Below are 16309 nucleotides of genomic sequence, written 5' to 3'. Positions count from 1 at the left end.
CGGGACGATACGTCGAACCGTTGCAAGCGACCAGCGGCTTGTTTCCGGTCACTGGTCCTATCCAAGAATTTTATCGCATATTTTTCGAGGGTGCGGCGAAGCGTACATTCGTCAAGTCTGGGCAAGCATGTTAATGAGGCTGTCATCATACCTGCCATCCGCTGATGGCAGGCAGGAAGGACGATTATTATGAATGACAAGACACACCTCGTTGATGATGTAACCGGACACCGCCGCATGCGGCGCAACCGCAAGGCAGACTGGACACGACGTCTGGTTCAGGAATCGAGACTGACCGTTGATGACCTCATCTGGCCGGTTTTTGTGGTGCCGGGCACCGGCATTACCGATCCGATCCCTGCCATGCCCGGTGTCAACCGCATGAGTGTGGACCGTCTTGTCGAGGCTGCACGTGAAGCGGCCGATCTCGGCATTCCGGCAATTGCCACCTTTCCGAATATAGAAATGAACCTGCGTGACGAAACGGGCTCCCAGGTTCTTGAGGCCAATAACCTCATCAATCTGGCAACCGCCGCCGTCAAGAAAGCCGTGCCAAACATCGGCATGATTACCGACGTGGCGCTTGATCCGTTCACCAGCCACGGCCATGACGGCATTTTGCGCGGTAATGATATTGTCAATGACGAGACCGTCGACCATGTCGTCAAGGCAGCCATTCTGCAGGCCGATGCGGGCTCCGACATTATTGCCCCATCGGAAATGATGGACGGACGTATTGGCGCTATCAGGCGCGGCCTAGATGCCGCTGGTCACCAGAATGTTGGCATCATGTCCTATGCCACCAAATTCTCCTCGGGCTTTTACGGCCCCTACCGCGAAGCGATCAGCACCGGCGGTCTGCTAAAGGGCGACAAGAACAGCTATTACATCAACCCGGCCAACGGCACAGAAGCGGTGCGTGATGCAGCCCTCGATGTCGAGGAAGGTGCCGATATGCTGATGGTCAAGCCGGGCCTGCCCTATCTCGATATTTGCTGGCGCCTGAAGGAGGCCTTTGGTTTGCCGACTTTCGCGTATCAGGTGTCTGGCGAATACACCCAGATCAAGGCTGCCGCCATGCAGGGCTGGATCGATGGCGACCGGGTGATGATGGAGACGCTTCTGTGTTTCAAACGCGCCGGCTGCGATGGCATCCTGACCTACTTCGCCGTTGAAGTCGCTCGCGCGCTCGCCAAAGGGAAATGACGGGGAACGCCAGGGAAACAGATTGAAACTCGCGCGTTTCTCACCATATCAAAAGCAAATAGGAGAAACGCGATGAGTATTGAGCCAAACAACACCTATGCAGTGCCGCAGGACTGGCGCGCTTATAGCGGCGTTTTGAGCCGTCGTGTTTTTGCGTTCTGCATCGACTACCTGCTGATTGCCGTGTTGTGGGTGCCAGCAGCGGTTCTGGTGTTTTTCCTTGGCGTTATCACACTCGGCTTAGCGTGGTTCCTCTACCCTGCCCTCTATATTATTGTCGCACTGCTCTATTTCGGCATGACGCTTGGCGGTTCATCGCAGGCATCTCCGGGCATGAAAGCCATGGGGATTGCCATGGCACGCACCGATGGCCGTCAAATTGACTTCCTGATTGCGACTGCGCACATCGTGCTGTTCTGGGTACTGAACTCGGTCCTGACGCCACTCATTCTTCTGGTGGGCCTGTTTACCGATCGCTCACGCCTGATCCACGACCTTTTGCTTGGCACTGTTGCGATCCGTACCTCATAATCGAGGTTCGGTTGCAAACAGTTCAGTAGTAAATGACACGGTAGTATAATCGGCCAGTTGACGTTTTTCCGGTTTTTGCCATTCTGTCACAATATGCGACAGGCGAAGGGAGCAACCAAGGTTCGATGAATACCCAGACAACGCCTTCCCCGCAGTTCTACCTGACGGCACCGGCCACTTGTCCCTATCTTTCCGGCGAACTTGAACGCAAGGTGTTCACACACCTTGTCGGGCCGCGTGCTGCCGAAATGAATGACCTGTTGACCCAGGGTGGTTTTCGCCGTTCTCAAAACATTGCCTATCGCCCGGCCTGTGAAACCTGCCGCGCCTGCGTGTCCGTTCGCATTCTGGCCGAACATTTTACCCCGACGCGTTCGATGCGCCGGGTTCTATCAACCAACAGCGATATTGTCTCCAGCATCCACACGACGGAACCGTCAACCGAACAGTTTGCGCTGTTTCGCCGTTACCTCGACAGCCGCCACCATGATGGCGGCATGTCGGACATGTCGGCGCTGGATTATGCAGTCATGGTGGAAGACACCCATGTGAACACCCGCGTCATTGAGTATCGCGTGCGGGTTCCCGGTTCCGGCATTGACAGCACCAAGCGCGGTGAACTGCTGGCCGTGGCGCTGAGCGACGTCATGAGTGACGGCCTGTCCATGGTCTATTCGTTCTTTAATCCCGAGATGGAGCGCCGGTCGCTGGGCACATTCATGATCCTTGATCATATTGCCCGCACCCGCAATCTTGGCCTCCCGCATGTCTATCTCGGTTACTGGGTCAATGGCTCCCAGAAAATGGGCTACAAGACGCGTTACCAACCGCAGGAACATCTGACGCCGCGCGGCTGGGAGATTTATGATCACAAGCAGGACGAAGGCGCGGAAAAACCTTAAGGCCTCCGTCAGTTTTTACAGCAAAGTCCGGATGTAAAAAAGCGGCGAAACAGATGTCTGTTTCGCCGCTTTTATTGTTTTTCAGTTCCGACTTAGCCGCTGAACTTGCCGCTGCGTGGGAACCCCTTCGGCACGGTGCGGCCGGCGGTTGCGCGGTCGCCCATCCATTCGGTGAGCTCGTCGCCAACCTTGCTGAAGCTGCGCCCTGCGCTGTCTTCCCATGCCAGACCTTCGGCAAAGACAAAACATTTCGCATCGGAAATGCCACCGTCCTTGTAACGCTGCAGGCGAACGCCCTTACCGCGTGACATCTCCGGCATCTGTGCCAGTGGGAAGGCCAGAAGTTTGCGGTTCTCGCCCACAACAGCAACATAGTCGCTGTTGGCAGGAACCGGCACGACCAGCTTTGTTTCATCCGGCATCGACACATTCATGATCTGCTTGCCCTTACGGGTATTGGCGATCATTTCCGATTCAGTGATGATGAAGCCATTGCCGGCGGTGGATGCTAGCAGCAACTTGCGCGCCGGGTCGTGTACGAAGGCAGTCAGGATGTCCTGATCATTCTCCATATCGACCATGATGCGGACCGGTTCACCGTGACCACGACCACCCGGCAGCTTGTCAGCGCCCAGCGTGTAGGCTTTGCCACCGGTGGTGACCAGCAACAACTTGTCGGTGGTCTGTGCCGGGAATGCCAGCTTCAAACCATCGCCTTCCTTGAAGGTCAGCGACGACGTGTCGGAAATGTGTCCCTTCAGCGCCCTGATCCAGCCCTTCTCGGAGATAACAACCGTGACAGGCTCTTTCTCGATCATGGACTGATGGATGGCTTCAAGGTCGGCATCCGGTGCATCGGCGAACTGCGTACGACGGCGACCGAGTTCGGTTGCCTTGGCGTATTTTTTCTTCACTTCGCCAATTTCAAAGGAAACGACCTGCCACTGTTTGTCATCAGATGCCAGCAGCGCTTCGATTTCGGCCTTTTCCTTGCTCAGAGCATCGAATTCCGTACGGATTTCGAATTCTTCCAGTTTGCGCAAGGAGCGCAAACGCATGTTGAGAATGGCTTCGGCCTGGATATCCGTCAGCCCGAAGCGCTTCATCATGATCGGCTTCGGTTCATCCTCCTCGCGGATGATGCGGATAATCTCATCAATATTGAGATAGGCAATCAGCAAGCCGCCGAGAATTTCCAGACGGCGATCAATGGCAGCCAGACGGAAGCGCGAACGACGGACCAGCACGTCCTTGCGATGGCTGAGCCATTCCAGCAGCACTTCATTCAATGCCATCACCTTCGGGATTTTGCCGAGCGACAACACGTTCATGTTAAGCGGAATGCGGTTTTCAAGATCGGTGAGCTTGAACAGCGATTCCATCAATAGTGTTGCGTCGACCGTGCGGTTCTTTGGAACCAGCACGACACGCACATCTTCTGCAGACTCGTCGCGGATGTCTTCCAGCAATGGAAGTCTGCGGGCGATCAGCAGTTCTGCGATCTTTTCAATCAGGCGCGATTTCTGCACCTGGTAGGGAATTTCGGTGATGACGATCTGGTAGCCGCCACGGCCAAGATCTTCGACTTCCCACTTTGCGCGAACGCGGAAACCACCACGACCTGTCTTGTAGGCGTCGAGAATGTTTTCGCGGCTTTCGACAATAATGCCACCGGTCGGCAAATCCGGACCTGGCATAAATTCCAGCAGCTTTTCAACGGGCGCATCGGGATGCTTGATCAGATGCAATGCCGCATCACAAATCTCATGGGCATTGTGCGGCGGGATGGACGTTGCCATGCCAACGGCAATACCGGACGCACCATTTGCCAGAAGGTTGGGAAACGCGCCGGGCATAACGATCGGCTCTTCGTCTTCCTCATTATAGGTCGGACGAAAATCAACCGCGTCCTGGTCGATACCTTCCAGCAGCAGCGCCGTGACTTCCGTCATGCGCGCTTCGGTGTAACGCATCGCCGCTGCACCATCGCCATCGATGTTGCCGAAGTTACCCTGACCATCGACCAGCGGATAACGGATCGCAAAATCCTGCGACAGGCGAACCAGCGCATCATAGATCGAGGCGTCGCCGTGCGGATGGAATTTACCCATCACGTCACCGACGATACGTGCGCACTTCTTGAACGCCGAGTTCGGGCGGATGCCCATTTCGCTCATGGCATGCACGATGCGACGGTGCACCGGTTTCAGGCCATCGCGCACATCCGGCAGCGCGCGGTGCATGATGGTCGACAGCGCATAGGCAAGGTAACGCTCTTCGAGCGCAGCCTTGAGATCGACCGGATGAATGTTATCATCTCCGCCAGACGGAGGAACAAGATTTTTTCCCATGCTGCTTGACTAGCCGAAATGCTGATTCCCAGCAAGGAATCCGGGGGCTTTCGCCTGTGGATGAAGGAAGAACAATCGATATTCGGCACATGGAACACAGTCTGCGTTAAAATCGTTGAAGCGCGATGCCCAAATCTGAACAATTCATTAAGGCTGATTGAGAAATGACATTGCTGCCCTCAGTCCCGCAAGAGTTTGGGGAGTGGACAGCATTCCGCAAGCACCTATAAATGCGACGAACGTTAGATTCAAAGTAGACCACAAAAGGGAAGAAACAACCATGAAGACCAATTTCCGGGCGCTTTTGCTTGCCAGTTCAACGGTTCTGGCATTTTCCGGTACGGCTTTCGCGCTCGACGGTAACGACCTTCTGAAGAAGATCAACGAGTCCTATAAGACGCAGGGTGCAGGCCTCACCGCCGATGCGGTCGAAACGAACGGCTCGACGGTTGTTTTCAAGGGCGCCGCATTCAGTTCGACAGCTGTTGCAGAGCAGAAGTTCCCTCTGGGCGACATCACGTTCGAAGATGTTAAAGAGAACAATGGCGGGTACCACGTCGGCACCGCAAAATTCGACGACATCAACTTCACCGAAAAACAAACAACAATCACCGTTACCGACATGTACATGAAGGGCATCACCATTCCTGCTGCGGCCAACGCCGGCTCGATTGATGGCCTGTTGTTCTATGACGAAGCCCACAGCGGTGAAGTCAAGGTCAAGGTTGACGGCAAGGACGTGGTCACTCTCGAAGAGACGACCGCAACCATGAACATCAGCGAAGACAAGAACGAAATCAGCTTTGACATGAGTGCAACCGGCTTCCAGGCCGACCTGAGCGACGTCAAGGACCCTGCCAGCAAAGAAGCTCTGGACAAGCTCGCCATCAAGTCTCTTGCCGGCCAGATGAGCATGGAAGGCACCTGGGAAGTGGCATCCGGCAAAGTCGATATCAGCGACTACACCTTGGAGCTGGATGATATCGGCAGCCTGAGCATTGCGTTTGGCTTCTCCGGTTACACACTCGATTTCATCAAGTCGATGCAGGAAACCGTCAAGGCGCAAGCTGAAAACCCGAACAAGGAACAGGCAGATCAGGCCGCTGGCCTTGCAATGCTCGGCCTTGCCCAGCAGCTTAGCTTCGTCAACGCTGAAATCAGCTTCACCGACGACAGCATCAGCAAGCGTGCACTTGATTTTGCAGCCGAGAAGCAGGGCATGACAAGCGACCAACTTGCCCAGACCATCAAGGGCATGGCGCCGTTGATGATGGCACAGTTGAACCTGCCTGAGCTGCAGAACGCCGTATCAGCCGCAGTCAACGCCTATGTCGATGACCCCAAGAATTTCACGATTTCTGCGGCTCCAGAGAACCCGGTTCCGTTCCCGATGATCATCGGTGCGGCCATGGGTGCGCCAAACACGCTGCCAACCGTTCTTGGCGTGACGGTTTCTGCAAACGACTAAGTTTGCCTGCACGGCACGTTGCGCGGTTCAATATTGCCAACGTGCCCTCGCCTCCTGAAGCAGCGAGTACCTTCTGAAGACAAGCATCAAAAAGCCCCGGTTTTGCCGGGGCTTTTTTAGGTCTGAACTTATGCCGATCCAAGCGTCATCACGCGACGCGGCGAGGTACCGCACGCTCATGCTGATGTGATGTCTGTTCTTGCAACTGGAACATTTGCAGCAGTTCATTCAGGCGGCCAGCTTCACGTGACAGCACCGCACCGGCTGCATTGTTTTCTTCCACCATGGCGGCGTTGCTCTGCGTTGCCTGATCAAGATGGTTGATGGCGCTGTTGATTTCACCAAGACCGATCGCCTGCTCGCGCGATGCCGCAGCAATGGCGTTGACGTGTTCACGGATATCAACAATCGAACCGCCGATACGTGACAGCGCTTCGCCGGTTTCGCGCACGAAACGCCCGCCTTCGCGCACCTCGCTGCCGGAGTTGTTGATGAGCGCCTTGATCTCACCGGCCGCCTTTGCGGAGCGTTGCGCCAGTTCACGCACTTCCTGCGCCACGACAGCAAAACCGCGTCCTGCCTCGCCAGCACGCGCCGCCTCAATACCGGCATTAAGCGCCAGAAGGTTGGTCTGGAAGGCAATCTCGTCGATGACAGAGATAATGCTGCCAATCTGCTCTGATGACCGCTCGATGCGGGAAACCGCCTTAATTGTATCTTCGAGAAGGCGGTTAGTCTGTTCGGCTTCACTGCCAGCCTGTGTGGCGATGTCCTGCGCCTGTGCGGCACGCTGCGCAGACAGGCGCACATTGGCAGTCAACTCATCCAGTGCGGCTGCCGTCTGTTCCAGGGAGGCTGCCTGCTGTTCTGTCCGGCGCGCCAGATCGTCGGTGCTCTGGCTGATTTCTCGGGCACCGCCGTCAATCGAATAACCGGCTTCGGCGATGCCGCCCATGGCACCATTCAGCTGTGCCAGGGTCTGGTTGAGATCGTGACGCAGCGCCTCGAAATCCTGCGAGAATGGAACCGTCAACTGAAAGGACAAATCACCCTTGGCAAGACGCTGCAGCGCCGATGCCAGCCCCTGCGTCGCTTCCATCAGCCGTGCCTGTGCATGGCTTTCAGCCTCTTCCTGAAGGCGCTTGCGTTCTGCCTCTGAACGGGCGCGTGCATGAGCCGCTTCTTCTTCCAGCTTATGTTTGCTGATCGCCGCCAGACGGAAAACCTCCAGTGCCTTGGCCATGGCGCCGAATTCATCGCGGCGGCTTAGCCCCGGCACGGCCAGCGAGGTTTGACCATCGGCCAGATTGCGCATCGCATCGGTCATGACAGCGACAGGGCGGCTGATCGACCGTCCGATAAAATAGACGCTGACCAGCAGGCTGAACACGGTTAGCGCAATCAGCCCCGTCACCATGCGGATCGTCCATTGTTCTGCCGCAGCATTGTCGCTGGCATTGCGGGACTTTTCAGCCGTGTAATAGGCCATGACATCGCTGACGAAAGGTTGCATGGCGACGTAAGCGTTATCGACGTCCTTGCGCAGCCCCTGCTCCACAATCGTTGCTTCGGCGTAAAAGCGGAAAGATGCCGTGTAGATATCCAGCGCATCCATAATGCGTTGACGTTCGGCACCGGGGCGGAACTCCTTCTTCACTTCCGCCTTGAAGGTTTCGACCTCGTCACGGTGCTTCGCCACATAGGCAGGGTCTTGGCGCAGGATAAAATCCTTCTCGTGACGACGCATCATCAACATGCTGGCCCGGATGTTGGAGTTTTCCAGTCCTGACACAAGGTTTTCGATATTGTGTACGGCGCGGCGCATTGCACCTTCAAGACCGTCAGACGGAACCAGCCCCAGCTCGTTGTTTTTGGCAACCAGACTTGCAACTGCGGTGGAATAGGTACCAAGCGCATTTGCCAGGCTGTTCAGCTTCGAGGTCGCGCCGGTATCGTTGTCAGCGCGCAGCGTCTCGATCCGCGAGCCGGTGTCCTTCACCACGCTGTCAAAACGCTCGATGGCGGCCATCTGTTTTGCCAGCAGGAAATCCTTTTCCTCAAGCTGCGCGACTTGCAGGTCCGAGACGATCTTGGAAACGACAATCTGCCGCTCCTCCACTTGCTCTGCTGATTGTTTGTAACCGGCCTCAAGGTGGCGCTGGAACAGAAACGTGCCGACCACAACCGCCAACCCAAGTAGCGCCACGAGGACAAGAAGAGAAATACGGTGCGATATGCGCAAGGCAACAGGAAAAAAAGCTGGCATAGGGGACCCTTTCGTTGGCCTACGGAATCCCCTGCAAAGTTTAAGAAATGCCGAAATCAGCGTGACAATCCCGTGAATTTTTTGCGACGCACAAAAGGCAGTTGAATCGAATTTTAAGCGATCAACCCATCATAGTATTTCAGTGACTATTCGGACTTGAACCAGGCTGAAACGCAAAACGGCAGCCCGAGGGCTGCCGCTGTAAATGATCGGTGCGAACCGGGTGACGGTCCGCACATATTAGACTTAATCAGTCTTTTTTCTGTGTTGGAACAACACGCAGTGCCAGTTCGCGCAACTGTGTTGGCGTTGCAGGAGCTGGTGCGTTCATCAACAGATCCTGTGCCTGCTGGTTCATCGGGAACAGCGTGATTTCACGCAGGTTCTTGGCACCGACGAGCAGCATGACAACGCGGTCGATACCGAATGCGCAACCGCCGTGCGGAGGTGCACCGTACTGGAACGCGCGGTAGAGGCCACCGAAGCGATCTTCAACGTCTGCCTGGCTCAGGCCAACCTTTTCAAACGCCTTGACCATCAGTTCAGGCGACTGGTTACGGATGGAGCCGGAGGCGATTTCGAAGCCGTTGCAGACTGCGTCGTACTGATAAGCCTTGATGGACAGCGGGTCCTGGCCTTCCAGCGCTTCCAGACCACCCTGTGGCATGGAGAACGGGTTGTGCGCGAAGTCGATCTTCTTTTCTTCTTCGTTGTATTCGAAGAACGGGAAGTCAACGATCCAGCACATTTCAAAGCGGTCGCGGTCGATCAGGTTCAGTTCTTCAGCGGCACGGGTACGTGCTTCACCAGCGAACTTGTAGAACTTGGCCGGGTCACCTGCCACGAAGAAGCAGGCATCACCAGCTTCGAGGCCGAGCTGTACGCGCAGCGCTTCGGTGCGTTCTTCACCAATGTTCTTGGCGAGCGGGCCGGAACCGCCAACCTTGCCGTCTTCTTCCTTCCAGAAGATGTAGCCAAGACCTGGCTGACCCTGCGACTGTGCCCATGCATTCATACGGTCGCAGAATGCTCTGGAGCCGCCAGTCTTTGCCGGGATAGCCCATACCTGAACCTTCGGGTTCGAGGCGATCATGTTTGCGAAGACCTTGAAGCCGGAGCCATCGAAATGCTCGGTCACGGCTTCCATGACGATCGGGTTACGCAGATCCGGCTTGTCGGAGCCGTATTTGCGGATTGCTTCGTCGTAAGGAATGCGTGGCCACTGCTTGGTAACTGGCTTGCCTTCAGCAAACTGTTCAAACACCGACGTCATCATCGGCTCCATGGTTTCCCAGACATCTTCCTGGGTCACGAAGCTCATTTCCACGTCGAGCTGGTAGAACTCGCCCGGCAGACGGTCAGCGCGTGGGTCTTCATCACGGAAGCAAGGCGCGATCTGGAAGTAGCGGTCGAAACCGGCAACCATCAGAAGCTGCTTGTACTGCTGCGGTGCCTGCGGCAGCGCGAAGAACTTGCCTTCATGGATACGGCTTGGCACGAGGAAGTCGCGTGCACCTTCCGGCGACGATGCCGTGAGGATTGGTGTGGTGTATTCGGCAAAACCAGCCTGAGCCATACCATTGCGCATGGAGGAGATGATCTGCGTGCGCTTGACGATGCTCTTGTGCAGTGTTTCACGACGAAGATCAATGAAGCGGTACTTCAGGCGCACGTCTTCCGGATATTCAGGTTCACCAAACACCGGCAGCGGCAGTTCCTTGGCAACGCCGAGAACTTCGATTTCCTGCGCGTAAAGTTCGATCTCGCCAGTGGCCATGCCCTTGTTGACGGTGTCTTCCGAACGGGCCTTGACCAGACCGTCAATGCGGATGACCCATTCGCCACGCACGGTTTCAGCGGATTTGAACGCCGGGCTGTCTGGATCGGCAACAACCTGCGTGATGCCGTAATGGTCACGAAGGTCGATGAACAAGACGCCGCCATGATCTCGCACGCGATGAACCCAACCGGAAAGGCGGACAGTCGCGCCAACGTCGGACTTGCGAAGAGCGGCACAGGTGTGGCTGCGGTAACGATGCATTTTGTTATCCTGAAACATGCTGCGGCCTTGTTGCCGCACGATCAAATTTGGCCGGAAAAGCGCATGGCTCGCCCGATTTGTCAAGGCAAAGCACAAGAATGTCGTGTTCTCGTCTGTCCTTCAAGCCGACATGCCACTAAGACTGTGGAACGTTAGACGCTTTTTTCATTCTCCTGCGATGATTCGTCCCCATGAGCCAGATCCGCCCGCTGATTCCCCTTCTCGCAACTGCCGGCATTCTGATCGGTGGCAATGGTCTGCAAGGCACATTTATTGCGTTGCGCGGTCTCTCTGAGGGCTTTTCACCCAGCACCATCGGCCTGATCAGCGCCGGTTATAGCTTAGGCTTTGCAATCGGCTGCATTTACGTCACCAGCCTGTTGCGAAAAATTGGCCATATCAGGGCCTTCGCGGCCCTTGCCGCGATTTCGTCGGCGGCCTCCATTTCCATGGCACTGGTCACGCATCCGCTGTTCTGGCTTGCCATGCGTTTTCTGATCGGCATTGCGGTTGCTGGTCTGTTTGCCATCATTGAAAGCTGGATCAACGCACAGGTCACCAATTCCAACCGCGCACGGGCCCTGTCCATTTACAGGTTGGTCGACCTCGGCTCCGTCACGCTGGCGCAGTACATTATTCCGATGGCCGGCGTTGAAGGACCGACGGTATTTTCACTGATCGGCATGGCACTGACATTGTCGCTTGTGCCGATTTCACTGGCCGACAAGTCTAACCCTGCCCCGCCCAATGCCATGAAGTTCAACCCGGCCGCCGTGTGGCGCATCTCGCCTTTGGCGGTGGTCGGTTGCGTGGCCGTCGGTCTCAGCATGGCAGCATTTCGAAATATCGGTCCGATCTATGCCGAACAGATCGGCATGTCGGTCACCGCCATCGCCACCTTCATGAGTGCCGGCATTATTGGCGGCGTGGTGCTGCAATATCCGCTGGGTGCCTATTCCGACCGTTATGACCGCCGCATCGTCATTCTCGCCACAACGGCCGGGTCTGTCATCACCGGCCTGTTCCTGGTGCTTTTCGGTGGAACGGACGAATGGACCAATATTATCGGCGTCTTCGTTTTTGGTGCCTTTGCCCTGCCACTCTATTCGCTGAGCTCGGCGCACGGCAATGACCACGCCAAGGAAGGTGAACATGCTATGGTCGCATCCGGGCTGTTGTTCTTCTGGTCCTTGGGCGCCACCATCGGACCGTTGCTTGCCTCGGTGCTGATCGATATCTACGGGCCAAAGGCGCTATTTATCTATACGGCTGCGGTGCAGGTCGTGTTTATCATCTACACCATCTACCGCCTTCAGATGCGTCCAGGCGTGCCTGTTGAAGAGCGCAACTGGCGTTTTAGGGCCCTTTTGCGAACCTCCGCCTATTTCAGCAAACTGGCGGCACAGCCACCGAAAAGTCGTGACAAAAACGACAAGGATGCCGTCTGAGTGCTGGAAAACAGCCCCTCAAAGGCTGGGAAATGGCGAGTTTGTATTGACATACGGTGCTCAAAGGGAAAGTAAGACGCATACGTTACAGTACTGGCCAGAAGAACATGATCGAAACGACAGCAGCACTTGCCGACGCCTGCAAGGAACTTGCAAAATCGGACTTCATCACAATCGATACGGAATTTCTGCGAGAGACGACATTCTGGCCTGAATTGTGTCTTGTTCAAATGGCGAGCCCAACACTGGAAGTGCTGGTCGACCCGATGGCGAAAGACATCGACCTTTCTCCGCTGTTCGAACTGATGGCAAACCCTGATGTGGTGAAGGTTTTCCATGCCGCCCGCCAGGACATCGAAATCATCCACCACCTCGGCGGACTTATTCCACACCCGATCTTCGACACGCAGGTTGCCGCGATGGTGTGCGGTTTCGGCGACTCGATCTCCTACGACCAGCTTGTCCAGAAGATCAAATCCGTTCAGATCGACAAGTCGTCGCGCTTTACCGACTGGAGCCGTCGTCCGCTGTCCGAAAAGCAGCTGGACTATGCGCTGGCCGACGTGACCCATCTGCGCGATGTCTATCTGGCGCTGAAGGCCAAGCTTGAGCGCGAAGGCCGCTCGCTGTGGCTGACCGAGGAAATGAACATCCTCGAGTCGCGCGATACCTATGAGTTGCATCCTGACGATGCATGGTTGCGTCTGAAGTCGCGCCTGCGCAAGCCAACTGAACTTGCCATTCTCAAATTCGTGGCCGCATGGCGTGAGCGTGAAGCGCGCAGCCGCAATGTGCCGCGTTCGCGCGTTTTGAAAGACGATGCGATTTTCGAGATTGCCCAGCAACAGCCCAAGGATAGCGAGGCATTGTCGCGCCTGCGCACCATTCCAAAGGGTTGGGAGCGCTCGTCGTCGGGCACCGCCATCATCGAAACCGTTAACGCCGCTCTTGCCCTGCCGAAGACCGAGATGCCACAAGCGCCACGTCACAGCCACTCGCCGGAAGGCTCAGGAGCCGCCGTTGAACTGCTCAAGGTTCTGTTGAAACTGACGGCAGACAAGCACGGCGTCGCTGCCAAGATCATAGCCAACAGCGATGACCTCGACAGAATTGCCTCCGAAGGTGAAAAGGCCCAGGTTGCCGCTCTCTCGGGCTGGCGCAAGGAACTGTTCGGTGATGTGGCATTGAAGCTCATCAATGGCGGTGTTGCCCTGCGTTTTGCAGGCAAGAAGGTTGAAGCGGTCGAACTGCCGACCGAATAATATAGACCAGTCTCCTCGTCGCCCTGTTACAATCCGGCCTCTGGGGAGACCGGATTTAAACGCGCAAGCCATTTCCAGTAAACGGGTTAAACGTCCTGTCGTCATTGCCCAACCGGCCAAAATGGCCAGCTAAACGTGCAATCCGGCAACAGTGAAAAAGCGTTTGAAACACCTTTCCAAATCGTCACTTTTGGCAAATCGATTTCCACATTAAAGTCTCGGTTGCAGTCTAGGCAGCCAACGCGCCGACCTCGACGGCGGCTGCAACTCATCGAAAGTATCGGAACCATATGCGAAAGCTCCTTTTAATGCTGGACTACCTGCTGCTGTTTTTGGCAGTTGCCGGCAGCGGCGTCGCATATGCCTTTCTGGAATATGGTGGCGGTCCGTTCATCGGCGCGACCTATGCACTCTTTGCCTGTGCGCCTATTCTTGCCTTTGAGCGCGGCTACATCCTGCCCCGGCTTTCGCACCGCATCAGTTTCCTGCCAACGCCGGCATACATAGCAATAGGCCTGATCGTGTATGCGGTTCTGGTTTTCTGCGGATTTGCCGTGGGAGGAACATTGCTTTGGGCAACCGGCATTTTGAAAGTTGACTGGCAACGCGCGGTTCATGCCGAACCGCAAACGTTGATTTTCACAGGCATCGTTTGCAGCATCATCGTCTTCGTGATGCGGGTGAGAGAACTGCTCGGCCGCGACATTTTTACGGATCTGCTACTGGGCCGTTATCGCCGTCCTGTGCGTGAAGAGCGTGTTTTCATCTTTATCGATCTTGTTGGCTCCACGACATTTGCCGAAAGCCATGGCGATATGAAAGCGCAGGAATTCCTACGTGAAATCTTCGCCACCTATGCCGCACCCGTGCGCCGGCATAACGGGGCGATTGATGACTACATCGGCGATGCCGCCATCATCACATGGCCGTTTCAGGATGCCATCAAGAAATCAGCCTGCATCAAATGTGTCTTCGACATTCTGGCCGCTATCGAAAAACGGCAGGACTTCTGGATGAAGACCTTCGGCGTCATGCCAAAGCTGCGCTTTGCCCTGCATGGCGGTCCTGTCATCACGGCTGAAATCGGTGTCGACCATCACAAGATCACCTATTTCGGAGACACGGTGAATACCACCGCCCGCCTTGAATCCCTCAGCAAGATGCTTGGCCACCCGATCCTGATCTCGTCCGATCTCATTCACCGCCTTTTGCTGCCAAAGGGCATCAAAAGCGAGTATCTGGGCGAACATGCCGTGAAGGGTCGCGGCCAGACACTGGGTGTCTGCTCGCTGGTGAAGTCATAAATTTTATTAAAAGAACCAGCAGCTTACTAAAAGTGCCCGATTTGGCGATGATAACGAAGCCATCATAAAACTTTCACCAAAGCTTCAATCACCCATCACCTCAGTTTCACAAACTCTGCGTACCCGACACAGCATTGTTTTAGTGCCAACTGACAGGTGATTTTAATGACCAAAACACTTCTTGCTTCTGTTGCTATTTTTGCGTTCTCCGGCTTCTCGGCAATTGCCGCCGAAAAAGAATTCCCTGCCAAGCTCGTTTCGCATGCCATTCTGCCTGCCAACACCATTATCCCAGTACCGGCAGATGCGCCTGAACACCTCAAAACATCTGCCAAGTTCACGACAGCAGATCGCAAGCGCGCTGAAGGTCTCGGCACGGTTCCGGGCATGGACGGCGTGCGGCCAACCGGCCTTTCCATGCCGTTCAACGGTCAGGCGATGCAGGGCTTTTCCGGCATCAAGGCTATGGAAGATGGCACCTTCTGGAGCCTTTCCGACAATGGTTTCGGTTCGAAGATCAACTCAAGCGATTCCATGCTGATGTTGCACCACCTTTCCTTGGATTGGGAGGCAGGCAAGGTGAATGCGCTTGAAACCGTGTTCCTGTCCGACCCGGACAAAAAGGCTCCTTTCCCAATCGTCATGGAAGGTTCCGACAAGCGTTACCTGACCGGCGCTGATTTTGACATTGAGTCCATCCAGCCTGTTGCAGACGGTTTCTGGATTGGTGAAGAATTCGGACCTTATATCCTGAAATTCACCCGTGACGGCAAGCTGACCGATGTCATCGCCACCAAGGCTGGCGAGATCGACGTGAAGTCGCCTGATCATCCTACCCTGACGCTGCCGGGTAACCCGACACAGAAAATGCCTGCTTTCAACCTGAAGCGTTCAGGCGGTTATGAAGGCATGGCCATGTCCAAGGACGGCTCCAAGCTGTACGGCATGCTGGAAGGCCCACTCTACACCGCTGATGGCCAGGTGGAAAAAACCGAAGACGGAGCAACCGGCCTTCGTATCATCGAGTTGGATGTTGCCTCGAAGTCCTGGACAGGCCGCACATGGCTTTACCCGCTGGCCGAAGGTGGCGAAGCGATCGGCGACTTCAACATGCTCGACGAAACCACCGCTTTGGTCATCGAACGTGACAATGGTGCCGGTACTGCCGACAAGGCCTGCGCCGACCCGAAGAAGCCTGAGACCAACTGCTTTGCCGTTCCGTCAAAGGTCAAGCGCATCTACAAAATCGAGTTCAACGATACCAATGTTGGCAAGGCTGCCCGCAAGATCGGTTACATCGACCTGCTGAAGATTTCCGATCCGGACAACAAGAAGCGTCAGGGTGGCGGCGAAGGTTTCTATGACATGCCGTTCGTTACCATCGAGAATGTTGACCGCGTTGACGCGACACACATCATCGTTGGCAATGACAACAACCTGCCCTTCTCGGCCGGTCGTGCACTCGACAAGGCAGACGACAATGAATTCGTTCTGCTTGAGGTCAAAGACCTGCTGGATGCCAAGTAACTA

The 16309-nt window shown here is 55.7% G+C and carries 11 protein-coding genes; 8 read left to right on the top strand and 3 right to left on the bottom strand.

Annotated elements, in window-relative coordinates:
• Positions 1 to 189 precede the first annotated feature (189 nt).
• The 3 genes from hemB (at position 190) to PYL13_RS06805 (ending at position 2639) form a co-directional block, all read left to right on the top strand.
• Positions 190 to 1206, top strand: a complete 1017-nt coding sequence (gene hemB / locus PYL13_RS06815) for a porphobilinogen synthase (RefSeq protein ID WP_192487484.1) — start codon at positions 190 to 192, stop codon at positions 1204 to 1206.
• Positions 1207 to 1278: 72 nt separating this feature from the next.
• Positions 1279 to 1737 carry an RDD family protein gene (locus tag PYL13_RS06810; RefSeq protein ID WP_275640823.1) on the top strand — a complete coding sequence of 153 codons (459 nt, stop codon included), beginning with the start codon at positions 1279 to 1281 and terminating at the stop codon, positions 1735 to 1737.
• Positions 1738 to 1862: 125 nt separating this feature from the next.
• A complete protein-coding gene (locus tag PYL13_RS06805; RefSeq protein WP_192487482.1) occupies positions 1863 to 2639 on the top strand; it encodes an arginyltransferase in 777 nt (258 codons plus the stop codon).
• Positions 2640 to 2731: 92 nt separating this feature from the next.
• On the opposite strand, the gene parC is transcribed toward PYL13_RS06805, so the two are convergent.
• A complete protein-coding gene (gene parC, locus PYL13_RS06800) occupies positions 2732 to 4990 on the bottom strand; it encodes a DNA topoisomerase IV subunit A (RefSeq protein WP_275640822.1) in 2259 nt (752 codons plus the stop codon).
• Positions 4991 to 5270: 280 nt separating this feature from the next.
• On the opposite strand from parC, the gene PYL13_RS06795 reads away from it, so the two are divergent.
• Positions 5271 to 6458 carry a hypothetical protein gene (locus tag PYL13_RS06795; protein WP_275640821.1) on the top strand — a complete coding sequence of 396 codons (1188 nt, stop codon included), beginning with the start codon at positions 5271 to 5273 and terminating at the stop codon, positions 6456 to 6458.
• Between the two features lie 148 nt (positions 6459 to 6606).
• Here PYL13_RS06795 and PYL13_RS06790 read toward each other — a convergent pair whose 3' ends face one another.
• Together PYL13_RS06790 and aspS are read right to left on the bottom strand one after the other, a co-directional pair.
• Complete coding sequence (locus PYL13_RS06790) at positions 6607 to 8724, bottom strand: methyl-accepting chemotaxis protein (protein ID WP_275640820.1); 2118 nt, start codon at positions 8722 to 8724, stop codon at positions 6607 to 6609.
• A 250-nt stretch (positions 8725 to 8974) separates the two neighbouring features.
• On the bottom strand, positions 8975 to 10765 hold the full coding sequence (gene aspS, locus PYL13_RS06785) for an aspartate--tRNA ligase (RefSeq protein WP_275640819.1): 1791 nt from the start codon (positions 10763 to 10765) through the stop codon (positions 8975 to 8977).
• A 191-nt stretch (positions 10766 to 10956) separates the two neighbouring features.
• Here aspS and PYL13_RS06780 point away from each other — a divergent pair, with 191 nt between their 5' ends.
• From PYL13_RS06780 to PYL13_RS06765, 4 genes are all read left to right on the top strand, one after another.
• Positions 10957 to 12213 carry an MFS transporter gene (locus PYL13_RS06780; RefSeq protein ID WP_275640818.1) on the top strand — a complete coding sequence of 419 codons (1257 nt, stop codon included), beginning with the start codon at positions 10957 to 10959 and terminating at the stop codon, positions 12211 to 12213.
• 107 nt (positions 12214 to 12320) lie between these two features.
• A complete protein-coding gene (rnd, locus tag PYL13_RS06775; RefSeq protein ID WP_250982920.1) occupies positions 12321 to 13475 on the top strand; it encodes a ribonuclease D in 1155 nt (384 codons plus the stop codon).
• Positions 13476 to 13765: 290 nt separating this feature from the next.
• Positions 13766 to 14779 (top strand): adenylate/guanylate cyclase domain-containing protein, encoded by a 1014-nt coding sequence (locus PYL13_RS06770; RefSeq protein WP_275640817.1) that lies wholly within the window; start codon positions 13766 to 13768, stop codon positions 14777 to 14779.
• A gap of 165 nt (positions 14780 to 14944) precedes the next feature.
• Positions 14945 to 16306, top strand: a complete 1362-nt coding sequence (locus PYL13_RS06765; protein ID WP_275640816.1) for an esterase-like activity of phytase family protein — start codon at positions 14945 to 14947, stop codon at positions 16304 to 16306.
• The last annotated feature ends 3 nt before the right edge of the window (positions 16307 to 16309 follow it).

This window comes from Agrobacterium sp. Azo12 (genome assembly GCF_029193765.2).
In the GTDB taxonomy this organism is placed as follows: Bacteria; Pseudomonadota; Alphaproteobacteria; order Rhizobiales; family Rhizobiaceae; genus Agrobacterium.
This window is presented reverse-complemented; position numbering and strand designations above follow the sequence as displayed.

Coding starts and splice junctions, on each gene's coding strand:
- hemB (WP_192487484.1), top strand. CDS start 190: ATGAATGACAAGACACACCTCGTTGATGATGTAACCGGACACCGCCGC.
- PYL13_RS06810 (WP_275640823.1), top strand. CDS start 1,279: ATGAGTATTGAGCCAAACAACACCTATGCAGTGCCGCAGGACTGGCGC.
- PYL13_RS06805 (WP_192487482.1), top strand. CDS start 1,863: ATGAATACCCAGACAACGCCTTCCCCGCAGTTCTACCTGACGGCACCG.
- parC (WP_275640822.1), bottom strand. CDS start 4,990: ATGGGAAAAAATCTTGTTCCTCCGTCTGGCGGAGATGATAACATTCAT.
- PYL13_RS06795 (WP_275640821.1), top strand. CDS start 5,271: ATGAAGACCAATTTCCGGGCGCTTTTGCTTGCCAGTTCAACGGTTCTG.
- PYL13_RS06790 (WP_275640820.1), bottom strand. CDS start 8,724: ATGCCAGCTTTTTTTCCTGTTGCCTTGCGCATATCGCACCGTATTTCT.
- aspS (WP_275640819.1), bottom strand. CDS start 10,765: ATGCATCGTTACCGCAGCCACACCTGTGCCGCTCTTCGCAAGTCCGAC.
- PYL13_RS06780 (WP_275640818.1), top strand. CDS start 10,957: ATGAGCCAGATCCGCCCGCTGATTCCCCTTCTCGCAACTGCCGGCATT.
- rnd (WP_250982920.1), top strand. CDS start 12,321: ATGATCGAAACGACAGCAGCACTTGCCGACGCCTGCAAGGAACTTGCA.
- PYL13_RS06770 (WP_275640817.1), top strand. CDS start 13,766: ATGCGAAAGCTCCTTTTAATGCTGGACTACCTGCTGCTGTTTTTGGCA.
- PYL13_RS06765 (WP_275640816.1), top strand. CDS start 14,945: ATGACCAAAACACTTCTTGCTTCTGTTGCTATTTTTGCGTTCTCCGGC.